This is a genomic window from cf. Phormidesmis sp. LEGE 11477 (assembly GCF_015207105.1).
Classification (GTDB): domain Bacteria; phylum Cyanobacteriota; class Cyanobacteriia; order Phormidesmidales; family Phormidesmidaceae; genus Phormidesmis.
In genome coordinates this window covers 1-14,863 of sequence record NZ_JADEXO010000026.1, presented here as the reverse complement: position 1 = coordinate 14,863, position 14,863 = coordinate 1, and the positions used below count along the sequence as shown (strand labels likewise).

General features: G+C 51.0%; 14 protein-coding genes. 10 read left to right on the top strand and 4 right to left on the bottom strand.

What is annotated here, in order from left to right; translation table 11 throughout:
- Nucleotides 1-4 precede the first annotated feature (4 nt).
- Together IQ256_RS09865 and IQ256_RS09860 are read right to left on the bottom strand one after the other, a co-directional pair.
- Nucleotides 5-1,081: a Fic family protein gene (locus tag IQ256_RS09865; RefSeq protein ID WP_193855378.1), complete on the bottom strand. Its 1,077-nt coding sequence runs from the start codon at nucleotides 1,079-1,081 to the stop codon at nucleotides 5-7.
- Entirely contained in the window at nucleotides 1,081-3,516 is a 2,436-nt protein-coding gene (locus IQ256_RS09860) for an ATP-binding cassette domain-containing protein (protein WP_193855377.1), read from the bottom strand. Before IQ256_RS09860 ends, IQ256_RS09865 begins: the two co-directional genes overlap by 1 nt.
- Before the next feature lie 319 nt (nucleotides 3,517-3,835).
- On the opposite strand from IQ256_RS09860, the gene IQ256_RS09855 reads away from it, so the two are divergent.
- From IQ256_RS09855 to IQ256_RS09835, 5 genes are all read left to right on the top strand, one after another.
- Nucleotides 3,836-5,737 carry a serine/threonine protein kinase gene (locus tag IQ256_RS09855; protein WP_193855376.1) on the top strand — a complete coding sequence of 634 codons (1,902 nt, stop codon included), beginning with the start codon at nucleotides 3,836-3,838 and terminating at the stop codon, nucleotides 5,735-5,737.
- Between the two features lie 175 nt (nucleotides 5,738-5,912).
- Nucleotides 5,913-6,773 (top strand): D-alanyl-D-alanine carboxypeptidase family protein, encoded by an 861-nt coding sequence (locus IQ256_RS09850; RefSeq protein WP_193855375.1) that lies wholly within the window; start codon nucleotides 5,913-5,915, stop codon nucleotides 6,771-6,773.
- A gap of 145 nt (nucleotides 6,774-6,918) precedes the next feature.
- On the top strand, nucleotides 6,919-7,362 hold the full coding sequence (locus IQ256_RS29540; RefSeq protein ID WP_228024734.1) for a hypothetical protein: 444 nt from the start codon (nucleotides 6,919-6,921) through the stop codon (nucleotides 7,360-7,362).
- Nucleotides 7,332-7,550: a hypothetical protein gene (locus IQ256_RS09840; RefSeq protein ID WP_193855374.1), complete on the top strand. Its 219-nt coding sequence runs from the start codon at nucleotides 7,332-7,334 to the stop codon at nucleotides 7,548-7,550. The genes IQ256_RS29540 and IQ256_RS09840 overlap by 31 nt, the downstream gene beginning before the upstream one ends.
- 9 nt (nucleotides 7,551-7,559) lie before the next feature.
- The gene (locus tag IQ256_RS09835) at nucleotides 7,560-7,832 is read left to right on the top strand and encodes a PIN domain-containing protein (protein WP_193855373.1); all 273 of its coding nucleotides are present in this window, start codon (nucleotides 7,560-7,562) and stop codon (nucleotides 7,830-7,832) included.
- Nucleotides 7,833-7,870: 38 nt separating this feature from the next.
- On the opposite strand, the gene fabI is transcribed toward IQ256_RS09835, so the two are convergent.
- Nucleotides 7,871-8,647 carry an enoyl-ACP reductase FabI gene (fabI, locus tag IQ256_RS09830; RefSeq protein ID WP_193855372.1) on the bottom strand — a complete coding sequence of 259 codons (777 nt, stop codon included), beginning with the start codon at nucleotides 8,645-8,647 and terminating at the stop codon, nucleotides 7,871-7,873.
- Between the two features lie 283 nt (nucleotides 8,648-8,930).
- On the opposite strand from fabI, the gene ntcA reads away from it, so the two are divergent.
- The 4 genes from ntcA to IQ256_RS09810 all read left to right on the top strand — a co-directional run bounded on the left by ntcA (nucleotide 8,931) and on the right by IQ256_RS09810 (nucleotide 12,778).
- The gene (ntcA, locus tag IQ256_RS09825; protein ID WP_193855371.1) at nucleotides 8,931-9,602 is read left to right on the top strand and encodes a global nitrogen regulator NtcA; all 672 of its coding nucleotides are present in this window, start codon (nucleotides 8,931-8,933) and stop codon (nucleotides 9,600-9,602) included.
- A gap of 214 nt (nucleotides 9,603-9,816) precedes the next feature.
- Nucleotides 9,817-11,304: a DUF3084 domain-containing protein gene (locus IQ256_RS09820; protein ID WP_193855370.1), complete on the top strand. Its 1,488-nt coding sequence runs from the start codon at nucleotides 9,817-9,819 to the stop codon at nucleotides 11,302-11,304.
- Between the two features lie 272 nt (nucleotides 11,305-11,576).
- Complete coding sequence (locus IQ256_RS09815; RefSeq protein ID WP_193855369.1) at nucleotides 11,577-12,011, top strand: PadR family transcriptional regulator; 435 nt, start codon at nucleotides 11,577-11,579, stop codon at nucleotides 12,009-12,011.
- A gap of 191 nt (nucleotides 12,012-12,202) precedes the next feature.
- Nucleotides 12,203-12,778 carry a cofactor assembly of complex C subunit B gene (locus tag IQ256_RS09810; RefSeq protein WP_370623399.1) on the top strand — a complete coding sequence of 192 codons (576 nt, stop codon included), beginning with the start codon at nucleotides 12,203-12,205 and terminating at the stop codon, nucleotides 12,776-12,778.
- Nucleotides 12,779-13,006: 228 nt separating this feature from the next.
- On the opposite strand, the gene IQ256_RS09805 is transcribed toward IQ256_RS09810, so the two are convergent.
- The gene (locus IQ256_RS09805; RefSeq protein ID WP_193855368.1) at nucleotides 13,007-13,318 is read right to left on the bottom strand and encodes a DUF3155 domain-containing protein; all 312 of its coding nucleotides are present in this window, start codon (nucleotides 13,316-13,318) and stop codon (nucleotides 13,007-13,009) included.
- 325 nt (nucleotides 13,319-13,643) lie between these two features.
- Here IQ256_RS09805 and IQ256_RS09800 point away from each other — a divergent pair.
- Nucleotides 13,644-14,863, top strand: a 1,220-nt coding sequence (locus IQ256_RS09800; RefSeq protein ID WP_193855367.1) for a GAF domain-containing sensor histidine kinase, incomplete at its 3' end; no start/stop codon positions are given.

Here is a 14,863-nt window from a genome sequence, read left to right as displayed (position 1 = left end):
TCTCTTACCTGCGACTGTATTTTTGCTTTGGGCTGCGTGGGCTTTTGGGATATCTCATCTTTACCAAGCCCGCCCTGATCGCTGGGTTCAGGTAATTCTTACGAAAGGTTGGCCTATGAGACAAAGAGAGCTTTTCCATCAGTTCCAGGGTGCTCCAGTATTGACCGCTATCCATCACGGTTAGCAGTGCTTTTACTTGGTCGCTTACTTGGTCGCTTACTTGGTCGCTGGGTAGTTCTTTCTTGCGGGTGCGATCGCTAATCTCTTTGCTCTGAGTCTTTTTGCTCTGAGTCTTTTTGTTCTGAGTTTCTTCGTTCTGAACCAGTTCGGTTCTATTTTGCTGCAAAACAGTATCAATGACATCCAACATAAATTCAATAAACACCGTACTGCTGGCCTCTCTGTCAGCATCTTCAAGCGCTCGGTAATACTGCATCTGTTGGTCTTTGATGACGCTTTCGATTGGCAGCAAAAAGAACAGCTGATTCCACTCTCCTAGAATCAGCGTTGGCCAAAGCCTACCCATGCGACCATTACTATCCATAAAAGGATGAATAAACTCTAGTTCGTAGTGGAACACGCAGCTCTTGATCAAAGCGTGCTCCTCAGTAGACTTAAGCCATTCCATCAAATCTGACATCAGGTGAGAAACTCTCTTTGCGGGCGGAGCCATATGGATAACCTGATTACCCTTTTGAATGCCTACGCCTTCTTTCCGAAACTTTCCCGCATTTATCAAAACATCTGACATTAGAGAATAATGTGTATCCAAGAAATCTGAGAGACTAACGGAATTCAGCCGAGGTAAGGACTCGTAGGCTCGAATAGCGCCTTGAACTTCTCTAACTTCTCTAAGGGGGGCTAGAACCCGCTTACCTTCGAGAATGGCAGTGATCTGCTCAACCGATAGGCTATTTCCTTCGATTGACAAAGTTCCCTGGATGGTTTGAATCCGATTTTGTTTACGTAGCTGCGGCGATATCTGTAGAGACTGCGTATTGAGGCGACCCATCTGCTCTGAAATGGAACTGATCAGGTTGCCAATCTTAGCTGTGATATTAAAGGGCGGCTGGTAGGACATTACAGGATATCTTTTTGCTTTTGTTGCCACAGGCTAATGCTCAAATACACCAAACTATGAACGCATAAAATCCCCCAGTTCAACATCAGGTTGTCCCAAGTAGCATCATAGGCGGCGGTACTCTCGAAGATAGAGACTATGCCTTCGATGGGTTCAGGGGCCATCTGATTTACATTTAATCCAGCGGCGTAGGCTCCAATTGACCAGCGGCTGATCATCAGCCAAGAGATAATTCTAGAAGCCCCTTCTAGTTCAAATAAAGTGCCGGAGAAGACAATTTGAGGAATGAGGATTAAGGGCAGCGTGCTGTTTGCCTGAGTCGGATTGCTGACGAAAGCAGAAATCATCAGACCTAGGCTGGTGCTAGCCAACAGTGTAAGAAAACTGGTCACTAATAGGCTAAGACTCCACGGCATCAGATCCGGCTGGGGGCTTTCAAAGCTAAGCAGAATAACCAGGACTAGCAGCAGCGTTTGAACAAGGGCAAGCCCGGTGTGAATAGAAAACTTGGAACCTAGATAGGGAATGAGCCGCAGATTGACGAGACGCTCGCGCAAATAGATATTGGCTTCTTTGACGATGGTCTGCGCGGTGCCCGAAAGCCCGACCCAGATAGTGGCGCAGGTAAAGACAAACAGGACTTGCAAAGCTAGAGGGCCTTGGGCTGGATCGACCGGACTAGGCGGTTCGGCCAGTGGATTTTTGGATTGAAGCGCTAGGCGAATTAGCAGGACACCGATGGGGGCGGTGAAGAAAAGCAGCAGCAGGCTAAAGCGATCGCGCCTCACCAGTTTCAAATATCGCCGTCCTAGAATCAGCCACTGCCGCCAAGAAGACATCTTTTGTCTTTTGGGTTTCTCAGTCTGGGTTGAATTGTTGGCAGTGCTGAGCACCGATTGAACGTATTGCGTATGATCTGGCGATTGCTTGAACTTTTGCGCCCAGTACTGAACATTTTTGGCCCGCTCCTGGTCGCTGTCACCTTCGTCAAGCTTGATGTAGATATCAGCAAAGTATTTGAAATCAGCCTCAGGTGCCTCGAAGAAAGTCATGGCCTCTTTGGGCGGACCAAAATAACAAAGCTGGCCGCCGCTGCCCATAAAGACAATGCGATCGCATACTTCCAAATTAGAAGTGGCATGCGTCACCAGTACAATCGTGCGCCCCTGATCCGCTAATTCTCTCAATAGCGCCATCATCTTTTTATCCAACCCTGGATCGAGCCCAGAGGTCGGCTCATCGAGAAAGAACAGCTTGGGATTCGCCAGCAGCTCTACCGCGATACTGACGCGCTTCCTTTGGCCACCACTGAGCTGAGCAATTAGCGTATGTCGAACGTGACTGAGCTTGACCTGCTCTAGGGTGCGAGTCACCGCTGCGGGAATATCGGTATCGGGCGGTAGACGCAGTTCGCAGGCGTAGGAGAGCACTTCTTCTACCGTGAGATTGTAATGAACAATATCGTCTTGAGGTACATAGCCAATCTCGGCGCGGTAGAGATCGAAGTTCTGGCGTAAATCATCTCCGTTCAAAAGCACTGTGCCAGAAGTAGTGGGCGCAATGCCTAACAGCGTTTTCATTAGCGTTGATTTGCCAGCGCCGCTGCCGCCGACGATCGCCACTAGCTGCCCTGGCTCAATCGCCAGAGAGACACCGCCTAGAATAGTCTTCTGGGTTTTGGCATACTTTACCTGGCGCACCAGATTCAGCGCATCTAGGCGCAGCTGATCGCCTCGGTCGAATATCTCTAAAACCTCATTTCGCAGCAGCAGCGTGAACGGGCCGATTTGGATAATATCGCCCTCTTGCAAAGCGTAAGGATGGGTAAGGCGATGGCGATTGACATAGGTGCCGTTGGTAGAGCGATCACGCAAAACATATCTCGGCCCCTCCCGCTGAATTGACGCATGATAGCGAGAAACCGAAGGGGCATCTAACGTCATCGCCACCGCATCGGTGACTGCTGCAGGCTCACGGCCTAGCGCCACCGTCGATTCCAGTCCTCGCAAAGCCAGCTTCGTCTGCTTTAGATGTGCGGTGATCGGCACACTTGGTTGCACAACATAATCAAGCAAAATCATGTTCTGAGGATTTTGACCGATCTGAAACTGAGCGTTCTTATGCATCACCATCCCCGGCTGCATCGTCACCCGCGTGTGGTTAATGAACAGTCCATTCGTACTTGGCTTCGATTGCCCATCACCATCTTGAATCCGGTAGGCACCGCCCTTGTGATCACCTTCTTTAGTAAAAACAATATGCCGCCCAGAGACCACGCCCCAGCCTTGGGCAGGCACCACCAGATCTGCCCAGGTACTATCTCTGCCCAGACGATGAACAGGCTGCGTCAACTCGAATCGCAGTATCTGCTCGCGATTACTTAGTTCGATATAAGGACCAGTGAATAGCGTCGTAGAAGATGATGGACGATCCATATCTATATAGTTTCTATCTGTGTGAATTTAAGCAATAAGAAAGCGAGAAAGCGTTGAGTAAACAGCTAAGTAAATAAAAATAAGTCAATGAAGAAATAAAAGATTGAATGAATAGATGAGTCGTTTGCAGCAAAGATATAGACAGTGAAGGTAATTGTATCTTTAACTAGATTTTTGTTTGTTGTGAAGGAAAAAACCATTACAATTCATCAAAAGTAGCGTCTCGTTAGCAGCCTGAGGCAAGGACGAGATCACCAAGCGGGTGAAATATCTCTGAAACGAGATCACTTTATTTATTTTTGTACAGGAACTACTTTCGATGCCTTCAGAGAGTTCGCCAGAAAACGTCGCCAATGAAAGGGTGGAAGATACGCCTCTGATCTTGCTTAGCAATCGGTATCGGGTTCTGAATGTGCTAGGTGATGGGGGCTTTGGCAAGACTTTTTTGGTGGAAGATACGCATATGCCATCGAATCGGCGGTGCGTGCTAAAGCAGCTAAAGCCAGTGCATGAAAAGCCTGAAATCGCGCAGATGGTGAAGGATCGCTTTGAGCGAGAGGCAGCGACGTTAGAGCAGCTAGGTGAGGCGCACGATCAAATTCCGCGCCTGTATGCCTATTTTCAAGAGGGCGGTGAGTTCTACCTGGTAGAAGAGTGGGTAGAGGGAATGACGCTGACGCAAAAGGTGCAGCATGAAGGGCCGCAGAGTGAAAAGACGGTGCAGGCGGTGGTGGCAAATTTGCTAGGTGCGATCGCCTACATCCACAGCCAAAAAATGGTGCATCGCGATATCAAACCCGACAATATTATTTTGCGAGCTAGAGACGGTAAGCCAGTGCTAATCGACTTTGGCGCGGTCAAAGAAACCATGAAGACCGTGATCAACAGCGGTGAACAAAGCACGCACTCTATTGTGGTCGGCACCCCCGGCTACATGCCTAGCGAACAGATGTCTGGTCGCCCAATCTACGCTAGCGATATCTACAGCCTAGGAATGAGCGCTATCTATATGCTCACTGGCAGAATTCCGCAAGAGCTGACCAGCGATCCTCAAACGGGCTCATTGAGCTGGCGAGAACATGCACCTGGTATCAGCACCGGGTTTGCTAATTTTCTAGACTGCGCCACCCATGTCAGCCCACAGAGCCGTTTCGCTACTGTGCGAGATATGCAGTCTGTACTCAACACGCTGATGATGAACCAGATGGGAACTGAGATGTCTGGGCCGACTGCTGGCCAAGCGACTACTGCTTCCCAATCGACCCAAACTGTGGTCTCCTCTGCGCCGTTTGTGCCTGTGCAGGCTACAGGGCCAGATACGATCGCGGTCTCACCGATCAGCGCCGGTCCGACGAATCAACCGGGCTCTATGCCCTATCCGAGTGGCTCTTATCCGAATGGAGCTTATCCAAGTGCGCCTTACCCAATGACCAGCCAGGGGCCTGCACCAGCCTCTTCCCAATCTTCTCAGTGGAAAGGAGCGGTCATCGTTGGCGGGATGGTAGGCTTTAGCATTTTGATTGGGGCGCTGGTTGTGACTCAGCAAATACCCGGCTTTTCTACTAGAGACAGTGATGACTCTGAGGCCGTTGTAGAAACAATAGACCAGACACCCACACCAGAAGAACTTAACCCAGAAGAGCCCCCTACACCCACGCCAACGCCAGTCGCGCTGCCGACTGCGGAGCCTGCCCCGGTCGCACCGCCACCTGCTGCGGCTCCAAATGCAAACGGTTCTGTCGTCGGTCAATCGGGTAGTAAGAACGTCCGGGCGGGCGCAGGCACTAGCTTTGCCGTGGTGGATACGGTGCAGGTCGGCAACCGCATTCGAGTGGTCAACCGGACAAATGACGCCGAAGGCTTTCCCTGGTATCAGATCCTGACGCCCAGTGGCGCACAAGGCTGGATTGCGGGGCAGTTAATTCAGATCGACGGTGACGCCGCGCCGCCTTCTATGCCAACGCCTAGACCCACGCCCAGGCCGACCCCCACACCCGTCGATCGCACCAATGCCACCATCGTCAGTGCAGAGGCAGGCAGCAAGAATATCCGCTCTGGGCCAGGGACTAACTATTCGGTTCAGCATATTGCCTATCCAGGCGATCGCATTATTATTCAAACCAGCTCTACCGACTCAGGCGGCTACACCTGGTACAAAGTCACCTTTCCAAAATCGGGCGCAGAAGGCTGGATTGCGGCTCAGCTAGTCCAGCGAGATTAGTCCGGTGGAATGAGTCCAAAGAGATTGATCCGACAAGATTGGTCCGGCGAGATTAGCATGGAGACGGAGATCTTGATGTTAAGGTTCTAAGCCCTAATCCCTAGCTTTCTCTCTACTTCTCTCTATCGGCCTTTCCTCTCACCATCATCCGCTTACGCTTCCGCCAAGGCTTCTCATGCTGTCAAAGTTGCTTGATTCTATTCCTGCTCGCTACCGTTGGCTGACAGTGGCCACGGTTACGGCAATCAGCATTCCGCTAATCGGATTAGCGGTTCACTTCACGCTGCCCAATGCCGCCGTTTCACCGCCCGATAGCCCAGGCCCGACAGCTGCAAAAACAAGCGAAGCCCCTGAAAGCCCCGCCCGGCTCACTATCACACCGATCGCCCCGCCGCCGCCGGGTTCTATGCCCGCTAGCCCGGTGCCCGTCCCGGATAGTGCGCCTTTAGCACCCATCCAGAATCCACCTCAAATAGAAGAATACGCTGCCCAGTATGAAAATCCGGCAGGGATTAAATACGGCCATTTCCCATACGATGAAGCCTACGGTGGCGATATCGAATCAATTGGGATGTTCACCAGAGAATCTTACGAGCGCGAAGAGTACCTACATTACGAGGCGGCGGCGGCCTTTGAGAGCATGAAAGCTGCCGCTGCTGCTGACGCCATCAAGATTCAGGCAATTTCTGGATTTCGGACGGTCGCTCGCCAAGCAGATCTGTTCGCCGCTCAAGTGGCCAAACTCGGTAGCGAAGCAGCAGCCGCCAAACTCAGCGCCCCGCCCGGACACAGCGAACACCACACTGGCTACGCAGTCGATATCGGCGATGTCACCCTACCCAAGACCGACATCACCTACGACTTTGAATACACGCCTGCCTATAGCTGGCTCAAGGCCAACGCCGGACGCTTCGGCTTCGAGGAGTCTTTCTTTAAAGGCAACCCGCAGGGCGTCAGCTTCGAGCCGTGGCACTGGCGCTTTATCGGCTCTGAAGAAGCTGCTCGCATCTTTGGCCTGAGTCGCCCCTCGCCATAATGACGCGCTCATTTCATCCCAGCAGACACCGCCCCGAGTGAGTATTTACGATTTTAAGGACAGCAGCAATTATCAGTAAGATAAAGTTTTTTGTCCGAGGGTCTACGGCTGGAAAGCTGGTTTTTTGTATTCCTTGAGCGCGACTATGATCGAACAAGCCATCGAACAAGCTTTAATCGAAAAATTGGGCGATCTGAAATATAGCTATCGTCAGGACATTCGCGATCGCATCATGCTAGAGCAAAACTTCCGAGAAAAGTTTGAAGCACTCAACCGCGTAAACCTAAAACAAGACAACGACGACTCCGAAGGCATTTTACACGCACGGCTAATCAACATCCTCAGCCACGGCAACTACTCGCTCTATGAACCCCGCGAAATGCTCGAAGAAAACAAAACCTACTTCAAAAAAATACTCAATGACTTCCTTAGCCGCTACCCATTCAACCCGAGCGATTTCCCGAAACATCCGAGGCCGCAAAGGCAGAAGAATGAACTAGATATACTCAGAACGCATCTACAATTTTCGTCAACTACAAAGATGAGAGATTTTGACCGATGGAAGCCATTCGTAAAATTCAAACCGTAGAAAATGGAGAGATTTATCTCCAGCTACCAGAACAGTTTTGGAACCAGGAAGTAGAAATTATCGTATTAACCTCGCCACAACAGACAGCGCCACCCGCCACCCATAAAAAGAGCTTACGCGGTTCCCTGAGACATTACGCTAAACCTGACTTGACGCACAAGAGCAAGGCGCATGGCAAACAGCGATAAGTGAGAAATATGAACATCGTTGATGCAAATGTCGTTTTGCGATATCTCTTGGACGACCATGCAGAGCTATCACCGCAGGCAGCCGAAATTATCGAGCAGCAAACAGTCGCCCTGCCAATAGAAGTTGCCTGCGAAGTAATATACGTATTGCAAAAAGTCTATACCATTGACCGCAAAGATATTCAGCAACAACTTGGTAAATTGCTGACTGAGAATTTGATAGAGATGGACAAGTCCGTAGTATTCCTCAAAGGTCTTAACTCCGCTCAACCTACGGGATAGGTTGCACGAAAGTCACTGGCGGCTGAGCGGAGTCGAAGTCACATGCCCATCGTCGCATAGCCAGAATCGACGTAGATCACCTGGCCAGTAATGCCGCTAGACAAATCGCTGCATAGGAACGCCGCCGTATTGCCGACTTCTATCTGGGTGACGGTACGTCGCAGGGGCGCGGTGTCTTCGACGTGATGGATCATATCGAGGATGCCACCGATCGCAGAAGAGGCCAGCGTCCGAATCGGGCCAGCCGAAATGCCATTAACGCGAATGTTTTGCGGCCCAAGATCTGCCGCTAGATAGCGAACGCTCATTTCTAGCGCGGCTTTGGCCACGCCCATGACGTTGTAGTTGGGGACGACGCGCACGCCGCCTAGATAGGTCAAGGTGACGATACTGCCGCCTTCTGGCATTAGGTCTTTGGCACCTTGGGCTAGGCGAGTGAGGGAATAGGCGCTGACGCTAAGGGCTAGATCGAATCCGGCACGGGAAGTGTCGCTAAAGGCACCCGTGAGATCGTCGCGGTTGGCGAAGGCAAGGCAGTGGATCAAAATGTCGAAGCTGCCCCATTTGTCTTGGATGGTGCTAAAGAGCGTGTTGACCTGATCGTCGTCTTGAACATTGCAGGGCAGGAAAAGGCTGGGATTGAGAGGTTCAGTGAGATCGCGAACTTTTTTCTCAGCGCGGCCTTTTTCATCGGGGAGGTAGGTGACGCCAATTTCTGCCCCGGCGGCATGGAGCTGCTGAGCAATTCCCCAGGCAATCGAGCGATTGTTGGCGATGCCGGTGACAAGGGCTTTTTTTCCGGTCAGATCTAGCATGTCTCTTTTATCTATTGAAGGTCGTTTGAAGGTCGTTAAATGCGCCTTAGGAGCATACTGAAAAAAGGGGATCGCCGGATAGGGGCGTACGTATGTAGATATGCGTCTCTGTTTTGTAACGTCGAATACAAAACACTCTAGAGAGCATAGGCTTTATTGTAGGTAGCATAGTGAGCTTCCCCTGACATTCTAGTTTTACTCTTGGTCTTGCTCATATAAGGGCCTTGACTTTTTGATATGCATAGGTCAGCCTAGCCCCGAAATTCCCCTTATCCTTGTCATCATGGTTGCAGTTCCCAGTTCGCCGATCGCTGATATGTTTCGCTCGTTTGTAGGAGGAGCTTTGCCGCCAGTGGTGGAGTCGTATGAGCGCAATAAAACGATTTTCTTTCCTGGCGACCCGGCTGAGCGGGTGTATTTTCTGACGAAGGGGGCAGTGAAGCTATCGCGGGTCTATGAGGCGGGCGAAGAGATTACGGTGGCTTTGCTGCGTGAGAATAGCGTGTTTGGTGTGCTGTCGTTGATTACGGGCGATCGCTCGGACCGGTTCTATCATGCGGTGGCGTTTACGCCGGTTGAGCTGATGTCTTTGCAGGCTGACCAAATGAGTGTGGCGCTCAAGGAACATCCAGAGCTGTCGGCGATGATGCTGCGAGGGCTGTCTTCGCGGATTTTACAAACTGAGATGATGATCGAAACGCTGGCTCATCGAGATATGGGGTCGCGGCTGGTGAGCTTTTTATTGATTCTTTGTCGTGATTTTGGCGTGCCTGGAAATGAGGGCATTACGGTAGATCTCAAGCTGTCTCATCAGGCGATCGCAGAGGCAATTGGTTCTACGCGGGTGACAGTGACTCGGCTACTGGGCGATCTGCGTGAGCAGGGCATGATCTCTATTCACAAGAAAAAGATCACGGTTCACGATCCAGTAACGCTGTCTCAACAGTTCACTTAGTAGTTTGTTAAGTCGTAGTTTGTTAAGTCGTAGTTTGTTAAGTCGTAGTTTGTTAAGTCAGTAGCTCACTAGGTTCAGTAGGTTGCTAGACCAGTAGCTCGTATGCGGTGTCGTATTGTAGACGCATTAGAGACTAGTCGCATCGCTCGTTAGAACAATCAGTTACCATCTTGATGCGAGTGGTGCGTTCTTGCTTGCGGCCATGTAGGGATGAATGACTGGATTTATATTACTTTTTGCGGTGGCCTGTTTGGGCGGTGTGATTGCGACGGTAGGCGATCGCATTGGCATGAAGGTGGGCAAGTCTCGTCTGAGTCTGTTCAACTTGCGCCCAAGGCAGACGGCGACACTCGTCAGCGTGGTGACTGGGATGGTGGCCTCTTTTTCGACGCTGATGCTGCTGATCGCGCTAGATGGGCAGCTACGTAAAGGACTTTTTCAGCTAGACGATATTCAACAGGATCTTTCTGAGGCACAAAGCGATCTAGAGTCGGCGGTAGCAGAGCGAGAAGTTGTAGAAGGCACGCTAGAAGAATCAAGAGAGTTACAGACAGAAGCTCAAGATCGGCTGAGGCAAACCAATCGGTCGTTGCGAACGGCGATCGCCAGAGAAGAAGAAACGCTCAGCAGCCTAATTGAGACGCAAGACCAGCTAGAAAGCGTCTCGACCCAGATCGGCAGCCTGCGCGATGAGATTGGCGGACTGCGCGCCGAACGACAGCAGCTAATCGAAGAACGCGCCACAGTGCGATCGCAAATTGAGCGGCGTGATCAGGCTTTGAGAGAGAGAGACCAAGAGCTGCAACTGCGCGATCAGCAGATTGCCCAGCGCGACCAGGATATTGAAGAACGCACCCGCCGCCTCAACGATTTGCAAGCGCAGCAAACGCTACTCACAGAAGAGATTGCTCGCCTAGACGACGAATTTCAGGTCTTACGGCTAGGCAATGTAGCGATCCGCCGCAACGAGACCCTAGCGGTGACGATCGCCCGTTCTGATTCTGAAGCAGCCGCTCAGCGGGCGGTGGAGGCTGCGCTGATTCAGGCAAATGCGATCGCCCTGCGAAATATCTGGCCGGGCCTAGAAGAAGTCAACAACTTTGTCATCCAATTCGATCCCGACGTGGTGCAACAGATTATCGAATCGACGACAGACACTAGAAGCTATCTGATCCGGGTTTACTCAGCTGCTAACTACGTAGTGGGAGAGCCCTGCGTCGGCGAGATTTTGAATGCAGGAGGCGAGCCCTGCTTACAGGTCAATCTAGAAGCGCCAGTCAACGAAATTCGCTATATTCCTGGGGAAACCATTGCCTCTGTGCAGGTGAGATCAGAAGATCTGACTAACGAAGATCTCGCAGAGCGCTACCGAGCCCTTCAGGTACGCGCTGAGATTCAGGCCAGGAGAGATGGCATTATCTATTTCAATCCGATCGTCGCTAGAGGGCTGAGCGACCCAGTTCTAGACTTTTTGCGACAGGTTCAAGTCTACAATCAGCCAATAGAAATTCAAGCGATCGCCAGTCAGTCAACCTATACGATTGGCCCGGTCTATCTAGAGCTAGCAGCAGTTCAGCGCGATCGCGTACTCTTTACTACCCAAAGCCTGCAGACTGAAGCGCCTAACAACCCAGCATCCCCTGAGCCGGAGACCTTTAGGCCAACGCCCTCTAGTTTACGCAAAAACAACATTTTGAAATAAAAGTTCTTTTGTTCGGAGCAAAAGCTGGCGAGAATATAAAGAAATCAAACTTTTTATCATAAATTAGGCCGCAAATCTGACAAAACCTTTCAGATGGTTACTACTTACGCAAAAGTTAAGCAAATCTTTTATTCCATGTCTAAAATAAATCAGCAGTTCTAGCACAGCTACTTGTCCCAACGTAATTCATTTATAGTTTTGGTCACTGCAGCCGACGCTAGCTATAACCGGCTATCGCTGTTCCTTCTCTCACCCGCTATCGGAGCTTCCCCATGAAATTTGAAGATATCTATCAGTTTTTTGAAGATCCGCCGCCGGTTTATCTCAATAAAGAGCTTGCTGTCTGCTACGTTCTTTCTGTGCTTACCCGTCACGACTCATACGGCACAGAGCTAATTCACGCTATTGAAAAAGACTATCCGAACTATCGGCTGTCTGACACCGTGCTCTACAGCGCCTTGAAGTTTCTCGAAAACCAGGCGGCAATCATGGGCTATTGGAAGAAGGTCGAAGGTCGAGGTCGCCCTCGCCGGATGTATCGCCTGCGCCCAGACTGGCAGATGAAAGCTCGCGAGCTAGCCGATCTATGGCAGCGATATATGGTGGGCAAGCAAAACGCTACGCCTGTTACCGCTCAGAAGAGCAACGTGCAGATTCCGGCTCAGATGCGACCTGTTTCGGCTGGTGTTAAATACGCTAGCTCCTAGCTTGTCTGATAGCGCCTGCTCGATAGTGCCTGCTTCATCCTCCAAAGACCGCTATGTTTGAGCATCGTTATGTTTGAGTACCGTGCTGTGGCAGATAATCGCCACAGCATTTTTTGTGGGATGTTTTTGTGGGAGAGTAGGGGCATAGCCTGTATCTGCTGCTCTTTGTTGTTTGCTTCGGAGTTTCTTTTGTGTTCACTGATCCAACCCGAGCCTCTACGCTGCTTCTGACTGGCCTGATGGTGATTGGCTTGGTGTTCTTTATCCGGGCGTCTACGAAAGACAGAATTGAGGTGGCTCAGTTTGGTTCGACTCAGCCGCCGGAGCCTTTGCAGCAGGCGGTGATGGACTATTTCCAAGGACGTGCCTACAGGCAGATAGAGCCGACGCCAGCAGAGGCTAGCAAGAAGCAGCCAGTCGTCGCCGCGCTCACAGACGACTCAGCCGTAACGGTAGCGGGATTGGTGAGCCCTAGCTGGTTTCTAGCCGTTTTCTTATCAGCATTGGCGGCGGTCGGATTCGCCTGTTTGGCGCTGATTGTGGTGACGCTTTTTCCAGGTTGGGGGCGGGTGATGTTTGTACTGGTAGCGGCCTCGCCCCTGGCAGGGGTTTTCTATTGGAGAAAATCTAGTCGGCCAGAGAAGGTGGTATTTCGAGTAGAAACGGCGGAAGCTGAGGACTTTGCCTCGAAGCTAACAGTCAGAGGCCATCGGGATGAGTTAGCTGAGCTTAAGAACGCTTTGGCCTCTACATTAAAAGCTTGGTAGGAGGATGTTGAGATCTGCCTACTTTCTCGATCGAAGCGCAACAAAGGCAAAAAAACGCATAAAAAAGGAGCGACGGATATGCATCGCTCCTTATACTTTATTTCGACTACTGCTCTATTTCGGTTGCTACTTGTTTCAATTGAACTGGTCTCAACCGGATCTAGCTCAGATGGATCTATTGCAGTAGATCTGTTAAAGCTCAGTTAAGAGGCGCGGCTAAAGCTTTCTCTATATAGAAACGGCGACTTCTTCTTCTTCTTCGCTCATGAGTAGACGAAGGCTAGGAAACAGGAAATGGTTCTCTTCCACATACTGAGCACCGAATAGACCTTTCTCTGCCCAAAAGTAGCGATCGGTTGTGTGTTCGTTTCGCTTAACTAGCAGTAGGGCCGGTGGACAGATACCTTGAGCATGAATGTAGTTGCGAGCGGCTGTGACCGGCTTCTCCTCTCCGCTTTCAATGCTAAATTGAGGAACTGATTCTAGAATGCGACGTCCCTCTAGGCGACGACGGCTTTTGCGTTTGCGTCTGCGTGCCAACTGTTTCCCTCCCGTAGTGTGTTTCAGGTGTAGCAAGAGCTACAAAATGACTAAGACCTTGCAAAATATATCAGGTACGACTTAGAATTTCAAGTTGGTTAAAAAAACAATTTGCGTTTATCTTTGGCTAAGGCTTGAAAGCGTGTTGTATGGCAGAACAGCGTTTCTATAGGTTGCGCTCAGCGATATTTCTGCCTAAGACGTATTAAGGAAATGTTAAAACTTAACACTTCAGCTCAATTAAATGCTCTGTATATAGCCCGTACATAATAGTCCGTATATAGCAGCTTCTAGTTCATTCCATTTTGCTTGCGTAGACGCTTTTATGGCTGCGATCGCCTCTCCTGAATTTTTGTCGCTCTGTCGGGTTCAACTGCGTTTGTTGATTCAGCAGATGGAGGAATCTTCTGCGGCTATCTATGTTGCCGATCTAGCCATGGACGATCCAGCCGAGGAGGAAGGTACGTATGCTCGTAAGCAGCGCAATTTTGCGCCCGTAGTCAGCTATCCAGAATCGATTGAGCGCTGGGTAGAGAACTTTGAAGGCAGATATGGGGACGGTGAGCTAGGCACACTGGCTTTGCCGGGAAGTACTGAGAGATTTACTGAGGGCTTCGCTGAGGAATTTACAGACGAAGTAGCTAGCCAACCAGCAGCGGCAAACGACCGTTCTAAAGGGGTTGAGGGACGCGATCGCCCAGAGCTACAGGGCGATCAGCGGCTAGTAGTGCCACTGGTGTATAGCGAGGTAGTGGTGGGGTTGCTGGTAACGGTGCGGCGCGATCGCCCCTGGAGAAACGATGAACAGCAGCATATCGAAGCAGTCGCTCAGATGCTGGCGGCGAGCTGTGTATTAGAGCGGCGCAATCAGTGGCTGCAAAGTCAGCTTTCTGACAAGCGAGAACTTCAAAGTCGCCAGTCGGAAATTTTTCACAATTTGCTGCATCAGTTTCGCAATCCGCTGACGGCGGTGACGACCTTTGGGCAACTGCTGGTCAGGCGGCTTGAGCCAGAAGATCCAAATGAGCCCGTGGCCACCGGGATTGTACGAGAAAGCAAGCGACTGCGCGAGATGGTGGCTCACTTTGATGAGACAGTGGCAATTGGCGATGCGGATCTGGCGAATGACGTTGCTGTTAGCCCACCGCTGCTACCGCCTGCACCGTTGAGTTTACCGCCTCAAACAGAGCCTATTGTGTCAGCGGTTGGGGCAACGGTAGCTGCAGAATCTGATGAGAAAAGCAGAGGCACTGGGCTAGGTCATGTGCTGACCCTATCCGCTCAGTATTTGCCGGATATTCTAGAGCCTATTTTGGCGGTGGCTGGCATTGTGGCAACTGAAAAAGGGGTGGAGCTGCACGCGCAGGTGGCCCCAGATACGCCTTCGGTATGGGGCGAGGAAGAGGCGCTAGGTGAAGTAGTGAGTAACCTAGTAGACAATGCGGTGAAGTATACGCCTGCAGGCGGGCGGGTGTGGGTGCAGACGGGGGTGAGTCGGATGCGCCAGACTGAGGATCGGTATTCGGCGCAGGGGCAGTATCAGGG

What these genes read in the sequence shown, in the direction of transcription:
- IQ256_RS09865 (WP_193855378.1), bottom strand. Translation starts at nt 1,081, where the DNA reads ATGTCCTACCAGCCGCCCTTTAATATCACAGCTAAGATTGGCAACCTG.
- IQ256_RS09860 (WP_193855377.1), bottom strand. Translation starts at nt 3,516, where the DNA reads ATGGATCGTCCATCATCTTCTACGACGCTATTCACTGGTCCTTATATC.
- IQ256_RS09855 (WP_193855376.1), top strand. Translation starts at nt 3,836, where the DNA reads ATGCCTTCAGAGAGTTCGCCAGAAAACGTCGCCAATGAAAGGGTGGAA.
- IQ256_RS09850 (WP_193855375.1), top strand. Translation starts at nt 5,913, where the DNA reads ATGCTGTCAAAGTTGCTTGATTCTATTCCTGCTCGCTACCGTTGGCTG.
- IQ256_RS29540 (WP_228024734.1), top strand. Translation starts at nt 6,919, where the DNA reads ATGATCGAACAAGCCATCGAACAAGCTTTAATCGAAAAATTGGGCGAT.
- IQ256_RS09840 (WP_193855374.1), top strand. Translation starts at nt 7,332, where the DNA reads ATGGAAGCCATTCGTAAAATTCAAACCGTAGAAAATGGAGAGATTTAT.
- IQ256_RS09835 (WP_193855373.1), top strand. Translation starts at nt 7,560, where the DNA reads ATGAACATCGTTGATGCAAATGTCGTTTTGCGATATCTCTTGGACGAC.
- fabI (WP_193855372.1), bottom strand. Translation starts at nt 8,647, where the DNA reads ATGCTAGATCTGACCGGAAAAAAAGCCCTTGTCACCGGCATCGCCAAC.
- ntcA (WP_193855371.1), top strand. Translation starts at nt 8,931, where the DNA reads ATGGTTGCAGTTCCCAGTTCGCCGATCGCTGATATGTTTCGCTCGTTT.
- IQ256_RS09820 (WP_193855370.1), top strand. Translation starts at nt 9,817, where the DNA reads ATGACTGGATTTATATTACTTTTTGCGGTGGCCTGTTTGGGCGGTGTG.
- IQ256_RS09815 (WP_193855369.1), top strand. Translation starts at nt 11,577, where the DNA reads ATGAAATTTGAAGATATCTATCAGTTTTTTGAAGATCCGCCGCCGGTT.